This is a genomic window from Mesorhizobium sp. M7A.F.Ca.CA.003.01.2.1 (assembly GCF_003998945.1).
In the GTDB taxonomy this organism is placed as follows: domain Bacteria; phylum Pseudomonadota; class Alphaproteobacteria; order Rhizobiales; family Rhizobiaceae; genus Mesorhizobium; species Mesorhizobium ciceri.
The window spans coordinates 1-523 of record NZ_RZRA01001625.1; the positions used below are offsets into that span (position 1 = coordinate 1).

1 protein-coding gene is annotated in these 523 nt (G+C 63.3%); it reads left to right on the forward strand.

The window, feature by feature from the left end:
* Nucleotides 1-434, forward strand: a 434-nt coding sequence (locus EN969_RS34605) for a zinc-binding dehydrogenase (protein WP_164758819.1), incomplete at its 5' end; no start/stop codon positions are given.
* Nucleotides 435-523: the final 89 nt, after the last annotated feature.

A 523-nucleotide genomic window follows, 5' to 3' on the forward strand; every position in this document is an offset into this window, starting at 1 on the left:
GCTGCGCCCGGGTGGCGCGGGTGACGGGTGCCCGGATCGTCGATCTGAGCCGGGACGCCGTTGCCGCCGCAACTGCCAATGCCCCGCTGCTCGCGGCCATCGAGGCGACCGGCAGCGTCGCGGCGCTCAATCAGCTGCTCGGCGTTCTCGATCCCGGCGGTACGATCGCCATGGTCGGCATCTTCCACGGCCGCCTCGACATTGATCCCAATACGCTGGTCGAACGCGAAATCGGGTTGCTGGGATGCCATGCCTTTGCCGACGAACTGCCCGAGGCCGTGCGGATGCTGGGTGAATTGAGCGAACCGCTGCTGGCGCTGATCGACCAGGAGATCGGCCTGGATGACATTCCGGCTGCCTATGAGCGGCTGTTGGCGGGGCGCAGCGACGGCTTGAAAACAATCATCCGCATGCGGCAACCTGTCGAGTCGTGATTTCCGATGAATCGCCGGAAAGGACTTTTGAAATGATCACTTTGCCCGACACCGCCAGCCCTCTTTACGAGAAGGTGAAGGACTACATC